This is a genomic window from Streptomyces crystallinus (genome assembly GCF_039521265.1).
Classification (GTDB): Bacteria; Actinomycetota; Actinomycetes; order Streptomycetales; family Streptomycetaceae; genus Streptomyces; species Streptomyces crystallinus.
Window position 1 is genome coordinate 266,634 of record NZ_BAAACA010000034.1, and the last position, 14,522, is coordinate 281,155.

Consider the following 14,522-nt stretch of genomic DNA (forward strand, 5'->3'; position numbering starts at 1 on the left):
CGACCATAGTTTTCACACTCGGTCACCGCAAAGCAACCCCCCGAAGTCTAGCGGAAAACTCCTTGACGGTGTGTTTACATCACCGTCAGGCGATGTCAGCGGGGTGCTGCAGCGCACACAGCACTATGGCCGAATCGCCGACCATGCGGGTGCCCTGTCGCCGAGGAGACAAACGGTCTTGTACGCGTCTGCACGCGAAAGCGAAATATACAAGCCATTCCAGGCGCCGCCCCGATCAAGAAACCTGACGGAGCACCACACGCCCGACCAGTTCTTTCACCACACTCAGTGCAACTACTGTTCGAAGCGATGAAAGGCTGGGAATGGACGCTCAGCGGACTGGTGAAAGCGGCGGTCGGCGCTCTGCCTGTCTGGACTGCGCGCCCGCGGAAGCTGCCAGTTGTGCGCCGGTTGCACATCGGGCACCGTCCAACTTCGGCCATACACCAAGACACCCAACCGCGCCTCGATCGCCTTGCGAAGCTCGTCGGCCGGCCGATGAGGGCCGTCACCTCCTTCGCCGGCGTCCGCCGGGCGCCCTGAAGCGTCTCCCGGCCGCGAGACACGCGAAAGCCCCCACTGGCGGCGTTGTCCGCGCGGCACCGAAGGCACCCATGGACTGAATGCCGACCAACTCGCCCCATAGCTAGGCGAATTGCCGGGAGTGGTACCGGGCGGATTCAATCGGTCGTCGCGACACCTTCTGGAGGTTTCCTCATGCTGGCGTTGTGCAGCCGTGTCTTGCCCCGACCACCTCCGGCGCTCCCTCTCGTTCGCCGGACGGGAGGAGGTCGCGTTGCTGCGTGCCGCGTGCCCGGACCGTCGGTGTTCGTGCAATCGCGCGGCGCTTGGGACGTCAAGTGATAGCCTGCACACAGCAAGTACCTGCCTGCGGGGGACAGTAGAGCCCCTGGACGTCTCACCGTCCCAGGCAAGGAGATGTTTTCGCTTCTCGGCCAGCATCCGGACCGACCTCCCCTGAGACACCGAGGTCCGTCCTTCCATGTCCCCCTCTGCTATGTGCACATCGCCAGCAGAGGGGCATGAAAGCAAGTGGCATGTCCGTTCGCTCAAGGAGTGAGGCGACGAACGCCCCCGAAACCGTCGGCCTGTTCACCATTGCCGGGACCCCCCACGGGCCCTACCCCGGCATAGCCGCTGATGAGACCGACCCCCATGGAGTCGTCACCCTCAGTTACGCCACAGTTCGCCAGCTCGTGAACGACATCAACCACGATTCCGGTGCGTATGCGGGTACCTGGCACGGCTCCGTGCTGCAGATCATCGGAAATCGTGACGATCGGGAACAGCCTGCGAGCATGCACTTCACGCCCGATGCACATAGGCGGTACGCAATCGGAGGGCTGTGGCGCTGGGATGACTGGAATGGCTGGGGCGAGGCCGGATTCCCGAGCACCCGTACACAGGCATTTGCCCTGGGCGTCATAGAATACTGCTACACGCGCGGCACTGCGCTCCCCGCTCACCTCAGCGAACCCTATGCCCACGGGCGCGCAGTAGCCCATGAAGTCACCCGCTACCGCTACGCATCCTGAGTACAACCTTCTCTCCGCTCGGAGCAGGTGCTGCGGGGCAGCCCGAGGATCACCAGTGTTCGACGGTCCACCCCTCGGGCACCCGGTAGCAACCGGATCTGACCTCGATACCGATGCCCGGGGGGTGGGTGGGTGACGGCGTCGCCCGGTGGACGCGCCGCGCTAGTGGGCAGCGGTGACGTCGGCGTATCTGCCGACGACGACCAGTGCCTGGTTCTTGAGGGAGGTCGTGCCCGGATCCCAGTACTCGCCGTGGCCGTGGGCCCCTTTGAAGTGACCGAAGCCGCCGTCCTCGCCGTGGGTGTTCATCTGGTGGGCCCCGAACTGGTCGTCACTGGGTACGAGGAACACTCCCCCGCGGTACTTCCACTGGCTGCCGCCATGACCGAAACGGCCGATGTCGGGCACGTCGTCACCGTCGGCCTCCTCGTTCCACACGTGCCCCTTGGGGACGTCCAGTTGCTCGGCCGAGCCCACTCTGACGCCCGGACTGCCGGCGAAGATGACGTCATCGGCGTTGAGGTCGCCCTTCTGGGCCGCGGCTCCGATGAGGGTGCTGCCGTACGAGTGGCCGATGGCCGTGCGGTGCGGTTCCCCGGGGCTGGTGTACGAGGCGTCGAGACCGTCCAGGAACTTGCGGTAGGCCGGTGCGCCGTCGTAGGCGTAACCCGGGAAAGGAGCGTCCTTGAAAAGGCTCTGGGGAGCGTCGTAGCCCAGCCAGGTGATCGTGGACACCGAGGCACCCGGCGCCGCCTGGCTGGTCTGACGCCACAGCTCGGTCATCCGGTCGATGCCTCCCCCGATGCCGTTCAGGCTGGATCCCGTGCCCGGCACGTACACCGCTTGGTGCTGCGCCGTGTCGGGGTTTCCGGTGGCGACGATGGCGCGGCCGCGGCCCTCGGGGCTGAAGCCGAGGAGGTAGGCCTCCGGCAGGCCTTCGGCTCCGGTGGCGTCGAAACGCTTCCGGATGGCTTCCATGCCGTTGAGGGAACCCGTCAGATGGCGGTACTCGTCGCCGTACTTCCGGTTCCACTCCGACCACTCGTCCGTAGTGCTCCACACGGGCCCGGTGGTGGTCATCAGCATGGTCGTCTTGTTGGCGGGCTCTTTGGGTATCGGCGCCAGCCTGATCCGGTACTCCGCCTCCTTCTCGTCCAGCACCATCCGATTGGCCTCGTCCCTCACCTCGGCGGGCAGACCGTCCAGCCGGCCCACGACGTCGGGGCGCGTGGAGAGGTATGCCTGTTGTGCTCGGGGGGTGAGGCTCCTCCACCAGTCGGCGTTCTGTGCGGGGGTGCCGTCCTTGAGTGGTCCGCCGACGGAATCCAGATAGCTCTGGCCGCCCTGCTGTACGCCCCTCATGTCCGACTGGGCGTCGGCGAGGTCGTACACCGAGACGGTGAGGTCGTCGTCGGCCTTCAGCGCCCGGATCCTCGGCTCCCACGTGGCGTCCGCGTCCGTTGCCTCCTTGAGCGCGGCAGCGATGCGGTCCGCCAGGGCGATCGCCTCGGCGCGGTGGGGGTTGGGGTCGGGGGCCAGCCGGGCGAGGGCGGACTGGGCACCGGCTGCCTGGGGCGGCGCCCCGGCGGCGACGGTACCGCCGGGGGGCGGTAACTCGACGCCGTTGCGCGCCTGTCCGGCGGGGTAGGTGATGCTGCCGTCGGCGCCGACGGCGAACTTGAGGGCTTCCGCGTCGCCCAGCGCGGACAGGAGCTTGCTGCGGGCCACTTCCATGTCGTGGGCGAAGGCGTTGAGCGCGGTGCTCACGAGACCGCACTCGATCTGCGTGTAGTGGAAGTTGTCCGACAGCTGCTTCAGCTCCGCCAGCGCGGCGTCCCGGGCGGCGCCGTTGAGCGCTCTGCGCATGCCCGCCGCGACGGTGTTGTCGATGTGGTCCTTGGCCGCGGCGGCCATGGTGCTGGCCGCCCGGTAGCCGTCGGCCGCCCGTACGAAGTCGGAGGTGTTCAGCGCGTTGAGAGTGGCGAGATCCATGGCCCTCACCGACCCGCCGCCTGGCCGCCGACGGCATGCGTGTCGGCGTACCGGCCGTCGATGGCGGCGAACGCGCCCCTGACCGCTTCGTCGGTCACCAGGAGGTCGTGCCCGGTCTTCTCCAGCGCCTCCCTGACACTGCCGCAGCGCTCGTCCACGCTCCGGGCGTACCGGGTCCAGGAGTCGTACACGTCCTTCTGGGCGCCCGCGGTCAGACATCCCGTGGCGCCGAGCCCGTGCTGTCCGTCGGCCAGCTCTGTCAGGGCCTTGTCCAGCCCTTCCTTCAGTACGGCGATGCCCTCGCTCGCCTTGATCCACGCCTGCTGGTTGGACCGCAGGCCGCCGGTGACCCCGCTCGTCGCCGACGTGGGGCCGCCGTCGTCATAGTGGTTGAGCCGAGTCTGGCCCGCGTGCCTCTGTACGGCGCCCTGCTTCAGCCGTTCCCACTCGTCCCACGCCATCCGCGCTTCCCTCCCCCGTGCCCCGGACCCGTCCCGGGACGTGTCGTACCTCTTGCCGCGCCCAACTACTGAGCGGCCTCCGGCATCCGTACCGGGCGGCCGGGCCCACCGTCACAACGGTGGTGGATTGTCCGCAACCGCACAGCCGACCGGGTACGGAAACGGTGTTGTCCGCGGACAATGCGGCGACCAGCCATCCAGGACCTGCCGGCGCGCTGACGGCGCGCGGGTGACGGCCGGCACGCGTCGGCCTGGCACCTCGGGTCACGCGCTCAGCGCAGGGCCGGGGCCGCCCCGCGTACGGCTCGGTGGACAGCGCGGGCCAGGCGCGCGCCCCACAGCGAGCGGGGACCGGCGAAGGCGTGCACCTCCTCCCCGTCCACCGGCGTCCGGGCGGCGACACAGACGGCGTCCGTGGGGGTACCGGAGCAGTCGTAGCCCATGTCGAGCAGAGCCTGCACCTTGGCTTCGGTGGCCGTGGCCACGGCGTTGACCAGCGCGGCATCGGTCATGGCCACCGGAAGCGCGACCACGATGTTGATCGTGCCGGGCCGCGAGGGGGCAGCCAGGGCTTCCGGTGCGGCGGCCGCCCAGCCGCGCACTCCGAGTCCCGCGGTGGCCACCGCCACCACTCCCTCGTCGGCCCCGTGGCCGTACGCCCGGACGTCGGCGGCCGTCATCAGCCCGACCCCCGCCCCCTCGGCACCCGCCTGCCGGGCCAGCTCGGCGAGGTGCCGGTCGGGGTCGTGGCGCCGATAGCCGTGGGAGACCTGGGCGTTGAGGACCCAGGCGCGCTCCCCGACGCCGCCGCCCAGCACCGCACTGCTGATCATCCGCCAGCCGGCACCGGCCTGCCACAGCAGGCTGTGCAGCCGTTCGCCGTCCTCGAAGCGGGACAGCTGCCGCACAGGGAGGAGGGTGGCGGTGGCGGGTCGTGGCGGCGGAACGACGGCGGTCACCGGACAGGCACTCCTCACAGGCGGAAACCGCTTGATCGTACGTTGTCCCGCCCATTCCGCCCCGCCTCGGGCGCTGGGTGCCGCCACCGAGCGGGCGCGCCCTCGGGGGCGAGTCAGCTCGGCGTCATCACCGTCGCCGGACGTCTGAGCCGCGCCACCGGCCACCGGCTGGCGGCTGGCGGCTGGCGGCTGGCGGCTGCGCAACGTGATCGCCGAGTGTCTCGGGCGGTCGCAGCCGCCCGTACCGCACACTCAGACGACGGACAGCGACGGCAGCAGCCATTCGGCCGGTGCCCGAACCGATCTGAGCGAGGAACCGGACACCGCGGCAACCCCCGCCGCCATCGTGTGGCGACCAATCCTCAGCTCGCGCGGCCCCGGATTACACAGGGCTGTTCCGCCCCGCCGTACCCATGGGAGAGCCGTTGTGAAGGAACCCGTATATATCGGCCGTGATCAAGCTGCCAAACCTGATCTACAACAGCTGGTGCACGCGGTGGCGCTGGGCGATCAGGAGGCTTTCGCCTCGGTCTACGACGCCGTGGCCGGCTCCGTCCTGGGGGTCGCCCGGGCCGTTCTGCGTGATCAGGCGCAGTCGGAGGAAGTGGCGCAGGAGGTGCTGGTGGAGGTGTGGCGCACCGCCCCGCGCTACCGGCCCGAGCGCGGCACGGCCATCAACTGGATCCTCACCCTCGCCCACCGGCGGGCAGTGGACCGGGTCCGCTCGGTGGAGGCCGCAGCCGCCCGTGACACCAAGGCCGCGCTGCTGGAGCATCAGCCCGCCTACGACGAGGTGACCGAACAGGTCGAGACCCGGCTCGAGCAGGAGCAGGTGAGGCGCTGTCTGCGCACCCTGACCGAGCTGCAGCGCCAGGCCGTCACACTCGCCTACTACCGGGGCCTGACCTACCGGGAGGTCGCCAAAGCACTGGCTTTGCCGCTGGGCACGGTGAAGACGCGGCTGCGTGACGGGCTCATCCGGCTCCGCGACTGCCTGGGGGTGACCGCATGACCACGACCGATCTGCACGCGCTGACCGGCGCCTACGCCGTGCACGCGCTGGACGGTGAGGAACGTGCCGCCTTCGAGCGGCACCTCGCCGACTGCGAGGCCTGTCGGCAGGAGGTCGCCGAGTTCACCGCCACCGCCGGGCGCCTGGCCCTGGCGTCCACGGTACGCGCGCGCCCCGCCATGCGGGAGGAGGTACTGCAGCGGATCACCACCGTGCGGCAGGAGCCGCCCGGTGCCGCACCGCTGGAGCGGGTACGCCGCGGCGCGCTACGCGGAGGGGGCCTGGCCCGGTGGGCGCTGGCGGCGAGTGTGGCCGCCGCCGTGCTCGGCGGAACCGTCGTGTGGCAGTACGAGCGCGCCCAGGACGCCCGGCACGAGGCTGCCCAGGCACAGCAGCACGTCGAGGACCTGGCAGGGTTGCTGGCCGCGCCCGATGCCAAGTCCCGTTCGGCGAAGGTGGCGGGCGGCGCGAGCACGCTGGTGGTCTCCGCCAGCCAGGACCGGGCCGCCTTCGTCTCGTACCACATGGCCGCCCCTCCACGCGGCAAGGTGTACCAGCTGTGGTTCGCCGACGGCGGCACGATGCGCTCGGGTGGCTTGATGGACCCCGACCGCAACAGCCAGGCCGTGCTGATGCAGGGAGCGGTCGACGGCGCCTCCGGGGTCGGCATTACGGTGGAACCGGCCGGTGGATCGGCGCAGCCGACTTCGGCGCCGCTCGCCTTGCTCGGCGTGCCGGGGTGAGGATGCGCGTGGGGAGCCCACACCATGGCGGGCTCCCCACGCGGTTATACGGCGTCGGCCCGGTGGCCGAGGAAAGAACCCGAGGTCCGCCGGTCACGGGTCACCGGTCGGACGGAGCGGTCGCCAGCCCACCCCCAGGGCAGCGGCGGCGTCGAGGCGTTGGAGCCGGTTCACGTCGTCGCTCGCCAGCACCCGGTCGCCGCCGGCCCGGCAATCAGGCATCAGGTAGTCCCAGGAGGCGCGGGCACCAGGCCGTGATGCCTGCCGACCAGTCGTCGGATGAGGGGCATCCGCCAGCCGCTGCCGGGGGCGGCTGACGGATGCCCCGTTTGGAAGGGACGCGCGCCGCCCGACTAGCTCCCGTCGAGGCAACCGGGCGGCGCATGCGTCCTCGCTCCGTGGTGGTGTCAGCTCTTGGGCATCAGAACGGTGTCGATGATGTAGACGTTGGCGTTGGCGGTCTTGACGTTGCCGCAGACGACCATGGCGGAGTCGTTGACGGTGTAGGACTCGCCCGAGCCGGAGGTCATGACCTTCGACTTCTCCAGCGTGTCGAAGGAGCCGTTCTCCAGGTCCTTGGGAGCGAGCTTCTGACCGACGACGTGATACGTGAGGATCTTCGTCAACTGCGCCTTGTCGTTCAGGACCTTGTCCAAGGTGGCCTTCGGGATCTTGCTGAAGGCGTCATTGGTCGGCGCGAACACGCTGATGTTCTGCGCGTTGTTGAGGGTGTCGACCAGCCCGGCCTTCTTCACCGCCGCCACGAGCGTGGACAGCGCGGGGTTGTTGGATGCGGCCGTAGCCACCGGGTCCTTGGCCATGCCATCGAAGGAACCGGCACCGTTCTTCGGCACGGAGGCACACGCCGGGCCGAACGGCTGGTCCGTGCTGCTCGAGGAGGCCGTCGAGCCGGCCATGTCGTCGCTGCTCTTCGTGGCCGGAGCCGATGCGTTGCTGGTGGAGTCGTCGGACTTGCCCGAGTCACTGCTGCCGCTGGAACAGGCGGTCAGGACCAAGGGAAGCGCGGCGGCCGCGGCGAGGAGTCCGGTGCTACGGCGGATACGGGTGTACATGAGGTTCTCCTGTTTGACGGTGCAGCATGATGCGGCTGCGCTTGTGGTGGTGCGGAACGGTGGTTCGGGAAGGGGCACGAGGGGCCCTTGAGGGGGAAGGAGGGGCCCTTGAGGGGGAAGTTGGTCATTCGACGGTCACGACGACGGAGTGCCACCCGCTGGCGCCGTCGGGAATGGTGCGGGTGCGTTTGTCGGTCTGTACGGCGCCCGTGCGGTCGGTGGCGCGGACGGTGAGGGTGTGGCCGCCCTTGGTCGCCCGCCAGGGAAGCGACCACTGGCGCCAGGTGTCGCGGGTGTCCTCGCCGGCCAGATCGGCTTCTTGCCAAGGGCCGTCGTCGATGCGGACCTCGACCCTGTCGACGCCCCGGTGCTGGGCCCAGGCGACTCCGGCGATCATCACCGTGCCGGCCTTGGGCCGGGCGAACGGCTTGGGGGTGTCGATCCGCGAGGCGGTCTTGATCGGAGCCCTGCGGGACCAGCCGCGCTTGACCCAGTAAGGGTCGTAGGAGTCGAAGGTCGTGAGCTCGATGTCCTCGATCCACTTACAGGCCGAGACGAACCCGTACAGGCCCGGGACGACCATCCGGACGGGGAAGCCATGGTCGAAGGGCAGCGGCTCGCCGTTCATTCCCAGGGCCAGCATCGCGTCACGGCCGTCCATGACGTCCTCGACCGGGCTGCCGATCGTCATGCCGTCCGCCGACCGGGACACCAGCTGATCCGCCGCGCCTCCCTGGGACGGGGGCTTGATGCCGCATTCGGCGAGCAGGTCGGCCAGCCGTACCCCGATCCACCGGGCGTTGCCGACATACGGGCCGCCGACCTCGTTGGAGACACAGGTCAAGGTGATGTCCCGCTCGATCAGCTCACGGTGCAGCAGGTCGTCGAAGGAGTAGGTGGTGGGACGGCGTACGCCCTTGCCGTGGATGCGCAGCCGCCAGCTGGCGGCGTTCAGCTTGGGCACCACCAGCGCGGTGTCCACGCGGTAGAAGTCCGCGTTGGGGGTGACGAAGGCGCTGATGCCGGGGATGCGCAGCCCGGCCCCCTTGGGGATGGGTTGCGCCGGTGACTGGGGAGAAGGCAGCACGAGCCTGTTACGGGAGGCGATCGCGCCCTGGCCGCGCGAGGCGTTCAAGGACCGGCCGACCCCGCCGACCGCGGCAGAAGCCGCTGCGGCGGAGACGGCCGCCAGGACGAATCCCCGCCGGTCCCATCCAGCGGACGAAGACAGACCGTCACCGGCTTCCCAGGTCCCACCCCCGGCGGCCGACGCTGGCGTCTTCACCTTCGTCAGACGCCCGACAAGTACGTACAGCAGCAGCGCTCCGGCAGCGGCACCCACGAGGGAGGGCAGCGCATCGGCGAGGCTGGTGGAGTCGGGCCGGCTGACGGCGGCCGCCGCCCCGATACCCCCGAAGACAAGGAACCCGGCGGCTCCAACCTGCCGAAACCACACCGCCAGCGCACCCAGCGTCAGAGCCAGCACGGCCAGCACGGCGAGGATGCCGAGCTGCAGTACGAGTTTGTCGTTGGTGCCGAAGTGGCGGATCGCCCAGTCCTTGACCGCGGCGGGTGTTGCGTCGATGGACGCCCCGCCCACCGCGATGACCGGACTGGACTGCGGGCGCACCGCCGCGGCGACCAGTTCGGCCAACGCCAGCGACGCGAAGCCGGCCAGCACCCCGCTCAGCGCACCCAGCGCCACCCGGGGCCGACCCGGCCGTACTCGCTGATCCTTCGCTTCGTCCCTCACGGGGGGAATCCGGTTCTGGCGGCCGGGTGGATTGGTCCTCGACCTGATCAGGTGAAAAAAGATCCCAGACCAATCCACCCGCGTATTCCGCTACGGATTACTCAGATGGGCTCCAGCGCCCCTCCGCCCTGATCGCAGTGTTGGAGCAGCTCAACGTTCTACGCTGACGACCTCGGGTTCTGGCACAGGTTCCGAATGCCATGCAGCCGGTCATCCAGATCGCCCTCCGCGGGCGCAGGGCGCTTGACCTGCCCTGACGGTCATGCCGACCGCGGGGCACGGTCATCATGAGATCTGCGCGCTACGGCACGCAGGTGAGTGTCGGCCCCTGCATCATGTTCCCGGTGTACGTGTCCTGGCCCTTGGGCAGCCAGTACCCCATCTTGGACACCACAGTGGAACAGGACTTCCCGACCTGGACATCCACCTTCACCGTGCTCGGGTGACCAGGCTGGATGTCGACCAGCGCGCAGTCCAAGACGTGTGCCTGCCGCTGGGAGGACGGATACCCACCGGTAAGAGGGTTGCTGCACTGCCGGTCGGCGGACGTCAGACGTACGCCGGTGGTCGCCTCACCGACCAGCCCCAGTCGCGCGTTGCTGTCTCCACGGGCCCCCAGGCGGGTCACCGTGTACGTCACGGTGGTGGTGCGGCCTGACCGTACGGTGCGCGGACTGACGTCGATACGGTGCGTAGGTTCCGGGGAAGGCCAGCTCAAGGTTCCTTTGGTGGTCCACCGTGTCCGCAGGTCGACGCCCCGGGACGCTGATGTCACCCGCAGGGTGGTGACGATCTCATAGGTGCCCGGTCCCGGATACTGCACACGCCGACCGAGTACGCCGGAGGCGATCCGCCCGCCATTGCGGGACATCCGCCACGTTCCCGCACTGTCACAGGCGGCGAACCTCGCGGTGCCGCATTCCGCAGGGGCTGTCACCGTCATAAACACATGATCGAGCGACACACACGTATGAACCCTTGCGGCCTGCCGGGCCTTGCCCTCAACCACGTGGGACGGGAAGCAACGTTGGGCGCCGGGTGACCTTGGCGTGGGCTGGGCGGCAACGGACGGCGAGTGCGGTGCGGCGGGGACCGTTCCCAGGGGGACGGCGAGCAGTGCGGTCACCGCAAGCGATCGAGCGAGCATCATCATGGCAACCTCGGCTCCCGCAGTCGTCTTATCGAACAACCCGCATCATCCTTCCCCGGGCCCGTCTGCCTTCCCGCGACGCGCAGGGCACCCCTCACTCGGCGTAAGGCCCAGCCCTTGACAGACCGTCGATCAGCCCAATCGAGGGGCTGCGCCATACGACATGTGCGGGCCAGGACCCTGTGCCGACGCGGGGTTCGCTCGGTCGGCCAAGTCACCAATGACTTCGACGTGACCAACACCGCGGTGGCTGCGGGTCAGCCAAGCTCCGCTCGACACCGGGGGGAAGGACGGGCTGTCCAGCAGCGAAGACGACGAACTGGCACCCCTGACGAGTCCGGGCACGCCCGGGAAGGGCCTGGCTTCGATTCCGTGGCTTGTTCTCACCGGTTCTCGCCCGGCGCGTGGTGCGCCACAATGACCGTTCCGTCCAGTTGTCGCACGGACCGGGAGGCCGGACATGACGAGCAAGCGTGATCGGCCGCATCCGGCAAGAGCAGCAGGGTCCGTAGTCATCGCTGCGGCACTGGCGTTCAACGTGTCCGCGTGCTCTGGCGAGTTGGACACCGAATGCACCGGTGGCGCGTACGAGGTGGAGTGCCATCCGGTGTACCGGCCCCCGAGCACCACCACGGCCTCCGTATCGCCGGTTGCGGCACCGACACCTACCGGTTCGTGCCCGTCGGACTGGGCAGAGGCGTGGAAGCGGATGCACGCGCGGACCTGGGACTCCGCCTGCCCTCTTCCCAGTCCTTTGGGGACCGTTCTACCGGCTCCGAGCGGTTGATCCCTGCCCCACGTCATCGGTAGGGCGGGGCGGTGGGGCAGTCCCGATGCGGGGTGCGCCACCGCCGGTTCAGGGGATGGGGTCAGTCGTGTGGCCGCGCCAACTGCTGCTCGCGGCAGGAGGAACGACCCGAACGATTGCCTACGTCGCTGGCTCCGCCCACGAACAACGGGACCATCTGCTGGGGGCACCGACACCGAGTCCGGCGCCACCCTGGTCTGGCCCGGCAGCCATCTCCACAACAAGGACACGCCCGCCGACCACGAGGCCGTCCCGGTGGCTGCCCGCCCGGGCTCCGTCCTCTTCCTGCACTGCCTCACCCTGCATCGCGCGAGCACCAACGTGACGACACACCACCGCTCCATCCTCATCAACGAGTACAAGAGCGCCCGGACGACAGAACTCACCCCCAACGACGCCGCCTTCGGTGACCTGCCACTTCGCAGAGGAGGCCGCAACCTCGTCGAACTGTGACGGCGTGAATGCCCGGGAACACCCTCTCCCCGGGCAGAGCGCACGCACTTCCCCTGCCCGCAGGGTGCCACGACGGCATCACCCGGGGTAGTACAGAACGCCCGTGACGCGGTCGCCGACGGAAGTCCGTATGAGCTGACTTACGCCCCCGCCCGACACACCGACGCCCTGCGCGGAACCCCACACTGGAGCGTGCGACTGACCAGGCGCCTTGTACCTCCGGCCGGATCACTCGTCGACCGAGGGCCCAGTGGAATATCGCCCTGGAGGACGGCGATCCCGCGGCGACCGCGTCCGCCGGCTCCCGTTGCCGTGTGCGTCACCCCAGAGGGATACCGGCCCCCGACATGGGTGGCGTATCGGCGTGCAGGACGTCGCACGTTCCCGTCCCGAGAGGGAGGGCAGCGCGAATCAAGTGTGGCTGCCGATACGGTCGTTGAGTGCGGCCCCGACGTCGGGGCAGTTGGCCCGGATGACGTCGAGGAAGGCGCGCAGCACCGGGGAGTGATCGCGGGCCGCGAAGGACAGGACGAGATCGGGCAGAGGCGTGCGCGGGGTCACTTCGCAGAACCGCACTCCCGGACGCGGGACCGCCCTCATACGGGACGGCCCCAGGCCGACGCCCACGCCAGAGGCGGCGAGGCCGATGATCGTGTGCACGTCCCTCGCGACGATCGCCCCGCCGAGAACCGACGAGTCCGTGCCCAGCAAGGTGCGCAGTGCGGCGACCACGGAGGGCTCGTCCTCGCCGGCCGACACAATCAGCGGCTGCCGCCGCAACTGGTCGGCACTTACCGACAGTTGTCCCGCGTACGGGTGCGCCGTATTCACTACAGCGATCACGTGGTCGCGTCCGATCGGGACGGACACGAGATGCTCGACTCCGGCCCCGCGCGGGGAGCCGAGGGTGATGGCCACGTCCAGTTCCCCGGCGACGAGAGCGAGGCTGCTGCGGCTGGTTGCCATCTCGTGCAGTTCCAGTCTCACGTCGGGCCGTTCGCGGCCGAACCTGCTCAGGACGCCCGGCAGCGGGTCGAGCAGTGCCGAAGCGATGAATCCAAGGCGCAGACGTCCCGTCTCACCGCGCGCGGCCCGACCCGCGTCGACCGTGGCCGCCGCGATCTCCTCGAGCGCGCGGCGCGCCCGTACGAGGAACGCCTCGCCCGCGGCGGTAGGGAAGACCCCCTGACGTGTGCGGTCGAACAGCCGGGCCCCGACCTCGCGCTCCAGGTCGGCGATCTGCTTGGACAGCGGCGGCTGCGCGATGCCCAGCTCGCCGGCCGCCCGGCCGAAGTGTCCGTGCTCGGCGAGAGCAACCGCATACCGCAGGTGTCGGGCTTCCATGACCCTTCCTTCACTCCACCGATCCTGTCGGCCGTTGGCGATACCTCAAAGATATCGCCACGCCACTTACCAGATCTATGCATGGATGATGCTGTGCTTCCTGTCTGGAATGGAGCCATGAAGAACGTTCCTCTGACCGACACCGTCTTCGTTTTCGTACACGGCGCCTGGCACAGCTCTGGGCAGTGGGCGGCGACGCAGCGCGCACTGGCGGGACTGGGCGCCGCAAGCGTGGCCGTCGACATGCCCGGGCACGGCTTCGACGCACCCCTGCCCACCGGATACCTGCTGCCCGGCCAGCCGGGCCTTCTGACCGAGAAGTCACAGCTCGCCACCCTGACGATGGACGACTGCGCCGGGGCAGTACTGAGCCTCCTGCACCAGGTGCGTCACCATCGAAGTGTCGTGCTCGTCGCGCACAGCGCGGGCGGCGGCCCCGCGTCCCTGGCCGCGGAGCGGGCGCCCGAGCTGGTGGACCGGATCGTTTACGTGTCCGCTTTCGTCCCGGGCGGGCGGGCGCGGTTCTTCGACTATCTGGGCTCGCCGGAGAACGCCACCGCACTGGGCCAGAACCTGAACCTCGGCGACCCCGAGGCCCTGGGCGCCGTACGGATCAATCCACTCTCACCGGATGCCGCCTACCTCGCCGAACTGCGGGAAACCCATTACCACGACACCCCCCTGGACCGATTTGACCGCTGGCGGTCCGCGCTGAGCCCTGACCTGCCCCTGGCGATCCCGACCACTCCGGTCACCCTGACCGCAACACGGTGGGGACGAATTCCACGAACCTTCCTGCGCTGCGCCGAGGACCGGGCGCTGGCGCCGACCGCACAGGACCTGATGATCGCGGAAGCCGACCGGGCCTTCCCCGCCAACCCGTTCACGGTGCATACCCTGCCCGGCAGCCATAGCCCGTTCGCCGCCCGGCCGGGAGAGCTCGCCGCAGTCCTCGCCTCGTCAGCCGACATCGGCCCATAGAGGGGTCCCCGCCCCCGAGCGGGGCGGCGCCACGCCGGTGACGAGGGCCTCGTACTGTGGGTCGTGCTGAGGTCGGTCCGGATCGCTGCGGCGGCGACCTATATGGCGGTGACGTCGGGCAGCTGTAGGAATGCCGCGGCGCCACCGCGCCTCCGCTGCCCCGCGAGCCGTTTGGCACATATGTTCAATTACTGACCATTTGGCGCGATTCGCCCTTACTGGCCTCCGTGGTGACGA

13 protein-coding genes are annotated in these 14,522 nt (G+C 69.3%); 5 read left to right on the plus strand and 8 right to left on the minus strand.

What is annotated here, in order from left to right; all coding sequences use genetic code 11:
- The first annotated feature begins 1,217 nt into the window (after positions 1-1,217).
- Complete coding sequence (locus ABD236_RS23940; protein ID WP_344076582.1) at positions 1,218-1,556, plus strand: hypothetical protein; 339 nt, start codon at positions 1,218-1,220, stop codon at positions 1,554-1,556.
- A gap of 162 nt (positions 1,557-1,718) precedes the next feature.
- Here ABD236_RS23940 and ABD236_RS23945 read toward each other — a convergent pair whose 3' ends face one another.
- The 3 genes from ABD236_RS23945 to ABD236_RS23955 form a co-directional block, all read right to left on the minus strand.
- Positions 1,719-3,548 (minus strand): alpha/beta hydrolase, encoded by a 1,830-nt coding sequence (locus tag ABD236_RS23945; RefSeq protein ID WP_344076585.1) that lies wholly within the window; start codon positions 3,546-3,548, stop codon positions 1,719-1,721.
- 5 nt (positions 3,549-3,553) lie between these two features.
- Complete coding sequence (locus tag ABD236_RS23950; protein WP_344076587.1) at positions 3,554-4,009, minus strand: hypothetical protein; 456 nt, start codon at positions 4,007-4,009, stop codon at positions 3,554-3,556.
- Between the two features lie 272 nt (positions 4,010-4,281).
- Entirely contained in the window at positions 4,282-4,968 is a 687-nt protein-coding gene (locus ABD236_RS23955) for an adenosylcobinamide amidohydrolase (protein WP_344076589.1), read from the minus strand.
- A gap of 427 nt (positions 4,969-5,395) precedes the next feature.
- Between ABD236_RS23955 and sigK the strand changes: the two genes are divergently transcribed.
- Both sigK and ABD236_RS23965 read left to right on the plus strand, forming a co-directional pair.
- Entirely contained in the window at positions 5,396-5,980 is a 585-nt protein-coding gene (sigK, locus tag ABD236_RS23960; protein WP_344076591.1) for an ECF RNA polymerase sigma factor SigK, read from the plus strand.
- On the plus strand, positions 5,977-6,723 hold the full coding sequence (locus ABD236_RS23965; RefSeq protein ID WP_344076593.1) for an anti-sigma factor: 747 nt from the start codon (positions 5,977-5,979) through the stop codon (positions 6,721-6,723). Before sigK ends, ABD236_RS23965 begins: the two co-directional genes overlap by 4 nt.
- 93 nt (positions 6,724-6,816) lie before the next feature.
- On the opposite strand, the gene ABD236_RS23970 is transcribed toward ABD236_RS23965, so the two are convergent.
- The 4 genes from ABD236_RS23970 to ABD236_RS23985 all read right to left on the minus strand — a co-directional run bounded on the left by ABD236_RS23970 (position 6,817) and on the right by ABD236_RS23985 (position 10,267).
- Positions 6,817-6,945, minus strand: a complete 129-nt coding sequence (locus ABD236_RS23970) for a hypothetical protein (RefSeq protein WP_344076706.1) — start codon at positions 6,943-6,945, stop codon at positions 6,817-6,819.
- 185 nt (positions 6,946-7,130) lie between these two features.
- A complete protein-coding gene (locus ABD236_RS23975; protein WP_344076595.1) occupies positions 7,131-7,796 on the minus strand; it encodes a fasciclin domain-containing protein in 666 nt (221 codons plus the stop codon).
- Between the two features lie 124 nt (positions 7,797-7,920).
- Positions 7,921-9,549, minus strand: coding sequence for a sulfite oxidase (locus ABD236_RS23980; RefSeq protein ID WP_344076597.1), 1,629 nt, complete (start codon positions 9,547-9,549; stop codon positions 7,921-7,923).
- A gap of 301 nt (positions 9,550-9,850) precedes the next feature.
- Entirely contained in the window at positions 9,851-10,267 is a 417-nt protein-coding gene (locus ABD236_RS23985; protein WP_344076600.1) for a hypothetical protein, read from the minus strand.
- Between the two features lie 1,309 nt (positions 10,268-11,576).
- On the opposite strand from ABD236_RS23985, the gene ABD236_RS23990 reads away from it, so the two are divergent.
- Entirely contained in the window at positions 11,577-11,960 is a 384-nt protein-coding gene (locus ABD236_RS23990) for a phytanoyl-CoA dioxygenase family protein (protein WP_344076602.1), read from the plus strand.
- A 411-nt stretch (positions 11,961-12,371) separates the two neighbouring features.
- Here the strand turns inward: ABD236_RS23990 and ABD236_RS23995 are convergent, their stop codons facing one another.
- Positions 12,372-13,304 carry a LysR family transcriptional regulator gene (locus ABD236_RS23995; RefSeq protein ID WP_344076604.1) on the minus strand — a complete coding sequence of 311 codons (933 nt, stop codon included), beginning with the start codon at positions 13,302-13,304 and terminating at the stop codon, positions 12,372-12,374.
- 117 nt (positions 13,305-13,421) lie between these two features.
- On the opposite strand from ABD236_RS23995, the gene ABD236_RS24000 reads away from it, so the two are divergent.
- Positions 13,422-14,285: an alpha/beta hydrolase gene (locus tag ABD236_RS24000; protein ID WP_344076606.1), complete on the plus strand. Its 864-nt coding sequence runs from the start codon at positions 13,422-13,424 to the stop codon at positions 14,283-14,285.
- The last annotated feature ends 237 nt before the right edge of the window (positions 14,286-14,522 follow it).

Excerpts from the sequence above, each read along its gene's own strand:
- ABD236_RS23945 (WP_344076585.1), bottom strand. The coding sequence starts at position 3,548 with ATGGATCTCGCCACTCTCAACGCGCTGAACACCTCCGACTTCGTACGG.
- ABD236_RS23950 (WP_344076587.1), bottom strand. The coding sequence starts at position 4,009 with ATGGCGTGGGACGAGTGGGAACGGCTGAAGCAGGGCGCCGTACAGAGG.
- ABD236_RS23965 (WP_344076593.1), top strand. The coding sequence starts at position 5,977 with ATGACCACGACCGATCTGCACGCGCTGACCGGCGCCTACGCCGTGCAC.
- ABD236_RS23970 (WP_344076706.1), bottom strand. The coding sequence starts at position 6,945 with ATGCCTGATTGCCGGGCCGGCGGCGACCGGGTGCTGGCGAGCGACGAC.
- ABD236_RS23975 (WP_344076595.1), bottom strand. The coding sequence starts at position 7,796 with ATGTACACCCGTATCCGCCGTAGCACCGGACTCCTCGCCGCGGCCGCC.
- ABD236_RS23995 (WP_344076604.1), bottom strand. The coding sequence starts at position 13,304 with ATGGAAGCCCGACACCTGCGGTATGCGGTTGCTCTCGCCGAGCACGGA.
- ABD236_RS24000 (WP_344076606.1), top strand. The coding sequence starts at position 13,422 with ATGAAGAACGTTCCTCTGACCGACACCGTCTTCGTTTTCGTACACGGC.